Consider the following 6,000-nt stretch of genomic DNA (forward strand, 5'->3'; position numbering starts at 1 on the left):
GGGATGACAACCGGAATGAATTTAAAACCTAGAAGGACGCTTCGCTGCTCGACTACGTCGTTCCGGTGACGCTGTTTAAGCCGGAACCCAGGTGTTAGCTTTTAGGCTTTAATGGTTAAAACAAAATCAAAAGAAACACCTGGATCCCTGATAAAAGATCTCAGGGATGACAACAAGGGTAGATTTAGAACCCTTGTAGGACGCTGTGCTGCTGGGGCGTGACTTCGTCACTTCGAGGGCGCTGCGCTTCTAGATTCTAGAAGGACGAAGTCCGCTCTCAGGCGAGCTTGCGAGTTCCTCGAACCTAGAACCTAGAACCTAGAACCTAGAACCTAGAAGGACGAAGTCCGCTCTCTGGCGAGCCTGCGAGTTCCTAGAACCTAGAACCTAGAACCTAGAAGGACGAAGTCCGCTCTCAGGCGAGCCTGCGAGCTCCTAGCCCCTAAAAACAAAACAAAGAGAAATACATGCAACCACAAACGGTATTAGGGTTTGACTATGGCACCAAAAGTATTGGTGTCGCAATCGGTCAGGCTATTACGGCCAGCGCAACGCCTCTGTTGTCACTTAAAGCTGTTGACGGTATTCCTAATTGGGACGATATCGAAAAACTGCTCAAAGAATGGCAACCCGATCTAGTCGTAGTGGGATTACCACTAAATATGGATGGCACAGAACAAGAAATGACCCAAAGAGCGCGCAAGTTTGCTAACCGAATAAATGGCCGCTTCGGTGTTAAAATTGCCACACAAGACGAACGCCTCACCACTGCAGACGCTAAAGCAAGATTATTTGAGTTAGGGGGCTTTAAAGCACTGACTAAAGGGCAGGTTGACGCGGTTTCTGCCGTGCTGATCATTGAAAGTTATTTTGAAAACCAATTTTAAAACTTACACAGCCACTTGAACCTTGTCACTTTTATCACGTCTGCTAAGGCCTTATTTACGTCGTCCCGGCAATGCTTTTGAGCCGGGATCCAGCTGTTATCTTTTAAGAGCAAACACCTGGTTCCGTCCCGGTAACGCTTATAAAGCCGGAATAACAGCACTCGAGGACGGCAAAGAAGTACACTCGTAGCATGCCACTTGCCACTTGCACTTACACTTACACTTGCCACTAGTCACTTTTATCACGTCTGCTAAGGCCTTATTTACGTCGTCCCGGCAATGTTTTTGAGCCGGGATCCAGCTGTTATCTTTTAAGAGCAAATACCTGGATCCGTCCCGGTAAGGCTTATAAAGCCGGGATAACAGCACTCGAGGACGGCAAAGAAGTACACTCGTAGCATGTCACTTGCACTTGTCACTTGTCACTTGTAACTCGTAACTTGCCACTTGCACTTACACAGCCACTTGAACCTTGTCACTTTTATCACGTCTGCTAAGGCCTTATTTACGTCGTCCCGGCAATGCTTTTGAGCCGGGATCCAGCTGTTATCTTTTAAGAGCAAACACCTGGAACCGTCCCGGTAACGCTTATAAAGCCGGGATAACAGCACTCGAGGACGGCAAAGAAGTACACTCGTAGCATGCCACTTGCCACTTGCTACCCTTAAATTGCACCAAAATGGTGCGATCTGCATAAAACCTTGCACGTATGTAACTCATCAGCGCACTAAAAAATTATTCTTCACGTTAAGTTTGCTCAAATAAAAAGCTATAAATTTCAATGCTTAATAAGTCGATTGAACCATTTTTGGGCAATGCATACTGCACTGGCACATTTTCTGAATCAGTTAATTACCAATAAAACAAAAGGTGGCAGCATTATTTTCACCCTTGTTTTATCCCGTATTAATATTAAAGGGACTCTATATGACCAGCAGACCATTGATTTTTACTGACATAGACGGAACATTACTCGACCACTTCGATTACAGTTTTAACCATGCCATTGAGGTCATCGAAGCGCTTAATGAGCGTCATATCCCTATTATTGCCAATACCAGCAAAACCTTTGCCGAAATGGAAAAACTACAACAAACCATTGGGATTAACTCTCCCTTTATTTCAGAAAATGGCGCCGTTATTTATATTCCAATAGGTTATTTCAATGAGCAGCCAGAAGGGACTTTTGAGCAAGGGTATTACTGGGTAAAAGAGTTTTGTCCGCCTCGCCAGCACTGGCTTGATTTATTAGCTCAACAAGCCGTTGAGTTTGAAGATGAATACATCGGCTTTTCATCCTTTAGCGTTGAAGAATTGTGTGAAGTTACCGATCTTGCGCCAGACAAAGCGCGCCTTGCTTTAGTTAGGCATTATTCAGAGCCTTTGTTATGGCAAGGCGATGAAGCGCGTAAACAAGAATTTATCGATTATATGACCTCATTAGGCGCCCACATGTTACAAGGCGGGCGTTTTTTGCACATAGGCGGTGAAAGCGACAAAGGCAAAGCCATGAACTGGCTGGCGCAAGTTTATGCCAAGCAATATCAAACCCCAGTCACCACCATTGCACTCGGTGACAGCGGCAACGACAGTGCAATGCTAGAAGCGGCCGATATCGCTATTCAAATTAAATCACCCACTCATGAGTTCCCAGTACTTAACAAAAAGCAAACCATAAAAAGCCAGGCATACGGTCCTAAAGGCTGGGCCGAATGCATCACCGCAACATTACTCACGTCAACACTGGCCACACCAGCAAAACCAATGACTGTAGGAGGCGTATAACATGGCTGATTTTTATCAAAACGGCACCATCACCACAATGCACAACTTAACTCGTCGTACCCACGACGAACTAGAGCAAGACTTAATTAAGTTTGCAAAAACTCGCCCATTAGGGCTCATTCTACCGTCGCTGTATTCAGAGTTAGAAGGCGATGCATTAAAAGGCATAGTTGCTAACCTTAAAGACGTGCCGTACCTGTCTGAAATTGTTATCGGCCTTGACCGAGCAGACGAAGCACAATACAAGCATGCATTGAGTTTTTTTGGCGAATTACCCCAACATCACCGTATTTTATGGAACGACGGCCCACGCTTAAAAGCACTAGATGCAAAATTACAAAAGCTAGGGCTAGCACCAACCGAGCTAGGGAAAGGGCGAAATGTGTGGTACTGCATGGGTTACATTTTAGCCTCGGGCAAATCAGAGTCGGTTGCCTTGCACGACTGCGATATCGTCACTTATGAAAAATCATTACTGGCAAGATTGCTTTACCCGGTCGCTAATCCGCAATTTAACTACGCATTTAGTAAAGGTTACTACGCCAGATTATCCGACGGTAAAATTAACGGCCGAGTGTCACGTTTATTAGTCACCCCGCTGATTAAAGCGCTAAAAAAAGTGGTGGGATATAACGAATACCTCGAATACATGGACAGCTTTCGTTATCCATTAGCTGGAGAGTTTTCGTTTAGGCGCGATGTGCTTACCGATCTTCGCATTCCAAGTGATTGGGGTTTAGAAATTGGCGTACTGTCAGAAATGCAGCGTAACTATGCCCACAATCGCATTTGTCAGGTGGATATTGCCGACAATTACGACCACAAGCATCAAGATTTATCGCTCGACAACGAAGAAGCCGGTTTATCTAAAATGTCGATTGATATTACCAAGGCATTTTTCCGTAAATTAGCCACCCAAGGCGAAACCTTCAGCACAGAATCATTTCGTACCTTAAAAGCAACCTATTACCGAGTTGCCCTCGATTATGTTGAAACTTACCATAATGATGCTTTAATGAATGGACTCACAACCGACATTCACCTAGAAGAAAAAGCCGTAGAAATGTTTGCTCAAAATATCGTTACCGCAGGGCAGCGCTTTTTAGACAACCCCATGGAAACGCCATTTATGCCAACATGGAGCCGAGTGGTAAGCGCCATGCCTGATGTGTTAGAGCAACTTAAAGCCGCTGTTGAGGCAGACAACGCAGAGTTTAGCTAATACCAATCAGCACAAAAATGCCGATCATTCTTATTGGTTAACAACGCAATATCTGATCACTTATTTCTCCTGATGGTATAAGGACACCTATTTATGTCATTAATGGATGGTTTACAACAAAAGCTGCAACAACAACTTGAGTGTATTTATAAAGACATTGCTCTCGACACACCCATAAATACATTAGCTGAACGGCTCATCGAAATCATGAGAATCACCGAGTTTAGCCAAGTACCAGAGCCATTTGCTAACCACTGGTCAGAAAAAGACACCATAATGATCACCTATGGCGACAGTGTTGTGCAGCAAGGTGAGCGCCCACTCACAACCTTGTCACAGTTTATCGACAGTTATGTGGGCTGCATAAACGGTGCGCATATTTTGCCTTTTTTCCCTTACAGTTCAGACGACGGTTTTGCCGTAATAGACTACTCAACCGTTAACGAGAGTCTAGGCGACTGGGCCGACATCAGTGCCATAGCCAGTAAACGCCGTTTAATGTCAGATTTAGTGATAAATCACTGCTCAAGCCGCAGTTTATGGTTTGAAAATTTTTGCAAAGGTGAAGGGCCAGGCCATGATTATTTTTTTACGGCAAACTTAACAGATGATTTAACTGAAGTCGTACGGCCCCGAACCTCAGCATTATTAAGACCCACAGAAACCCCCAGTGGCACTCAATATGTGTGGTCTACCTTCAGTCATGATCAGGTTGATTTCGATTTTAGAAACCCCAACGTCCTTATCGAGTTTGTCAGTATTATTCGACAATATTTAGATGCAGGAGTGAGTATTTTTAGGCTCGATGCCGTTGCATTTTTATGGAAAATTGTAGGCACAAAATCCATTAATTTACCGCAAACCCACGAGGTCATCCGCTTACTGCGCACCTTAATTGAACACGCGCAAAACGACGCCATGATCATCACCGAAACTAATATCCCCAACACACAAAATTTAACATATTTTGGTAACGCCAACGAAGCCCACTGCATATATAACTTTTCACTGCCGCCATTGCTCATTAATACCCTAATAACCGGCAGCTGCTTATACTTAAAACGTTGGTTAATGAGCATGCCGCCAGCGCAAGATGGCACCACCTATTTTAACTTTATCGCCTCCCACGACGGCATAGGCTTACGCCCAGCTGAAGGGTTATTAGACGATGATGAAATACAAACACTCGTCGATACCATGAAGCAATTTGGCGGCCAAATATCCGCCCGCACCACCGAAACCGGTGAGCAAAAGCCCTACGAAATGAACATCGCCTTATACGATGCTCTGCAAGGTACCACCAAAGGCAAAGACTTATGGGGCATGCAAAGATACCTGTGCGCACATACCATTATGTTGGCACTCGAAGGGATCCCAGGAATATACATCCACAGCTTATTAGGCACTCGTAACGACTACGAAAAACTGGCTAATACCTCACATAACAGAGCCATCAATCGTCATCGCTGGGATTTAGACAGTTTAAAACAACAGCTAAGCGACGCCCAAAGTACCCACAGCCAGGTGTTATCAGCCATGACAAGGCTCATCAATATACGCACTCAACAAATAGCATTTCATCCAAATGCCACCCAATTTACCCTACATCTAGGGCTGCAACTGTTTGGCTTTTGGCGTCAAAGCCGTAATCGAAAACAAAGTATTTTTTGTATCAGTAATGTGTCAGATCAAGTCACCGATCTACCCATCAATGAGCTTAACCTAGTCATATCAGAATACTGGGTCGATTTACTCACCGGCAACCAAATAGAAGACATCACCCAAACCATCCAACTCCAGCCATACCAAACAGTGTGGATCAGTAATAAAGCTTAGTTATGCGAGGTTCTAGGAACTAGGGCGTGACTGCGTCACTGCTAGGGCGCTACGCTGCTAGGTACGAGGACGCTGCGCTGCTAGGTACGAGGACGCTGCGCTGCTAGGTTCTAGGGCGTGACTGCGTCACTGCTAGGGCGCTTCGCTGCTAGGATTTAGGGCGTGACTGCGTCACTGCTAGGGCGCTACGCTGCTAGGATTTAGGGCGTGACTGCGTCACTGCTAGGGCGCTACGCTGCTAGGATTTAGGGCGTGACTGCGTCACTGCTA

General features: G+C 45.3%; 4 protein-coding genes. All 4 read left to right on the plus strand.

Annotation, left to right across the window (positions count from 1 at the left end; translation table 11 throughout):
* Window positions 1–467: 467 nt before the first annotated feature.
* Entirely contained in the window at window positions 468–887 is a 420-nt protein-coding gene (gene ruvX, locus IEW93_RS10790; protein WP_188739335.1) for a Holliday junction resolvase RuvX, read from the plus strand.
* Between the two features lie 927 nt (window positions 888–1,814).
* Entirely contained in the window at window positions 1,815–2,672 is an 858-nt protein-coding gene (locus IEW93_RS10795; protein ID WP_188739336.1) for an HAD-IIB family hydrolase, read from the plus strand.
* Between the two features lies 1 nt (window position 2,673).
* Window positions 2,674–3,894, plus strand: a complete 1,221-nt coding sequence (locus IEW93_RS10800; protein ID WP_188739337.1) for a glycosyltransferase family protein — start codon at window positions 2,674–2,676, stop codon at window positions 3,892–3,894.
* A gap of 93 nt (window positions 3,895–3,987) precedes the next feature.
* Window positions 3,988–5,730: a sugar phosphorylase gene (locus tag IEW93_RS10805; RefSeq protein ID WP_188739338.1), complete on the plus strand. Its 1,743-nt coding sequence runs from the start codon at window positions 3,988–3,990 to the stop codon at window positions 5,728–5,730.
* The last annotated feature ends 270 nt before the right edge of the window (window positions 5,731–6,000 follow it).

It is taken from the genome of Shewanella inventionis (assembly GCF_014641855.1).
Classification (GTDB): domain Bacteria; phylum Pseudomonadota; class Gammaproteobacteria; order Enterobacterales; family Shewanellaceae; genus Shewanella; species Shewanella inventionis.

Coding starts and splice junctions, on each gene's coding strand:
- ruvX (WP_188739335.1), top strand. CDS start 468: ATGCAACCACAAACGGTATTAGGGTTTGACTATGGCACCAAAAGTATT.
- IEW93_RS10805 (WP_188739338.1), top strand. CDS start 3,988: ATGTCATTAATGGATGGTTTACAACAAAAGCTGCAACAACAACTTGAG.
- IEW93_RS10800 (WP_188739337.1), top strand. CDS start 2,674: ATGGCTGATTTTTATCAAAACGGCACCATCACCACAATGCACAACTTA.
- IEW93_RS10795 (WP_188739336.1), top strand. CDS start 1,815: ATGACCAGCAGACCATTGATTTTTACTGACATAGACGGAACATTACTC.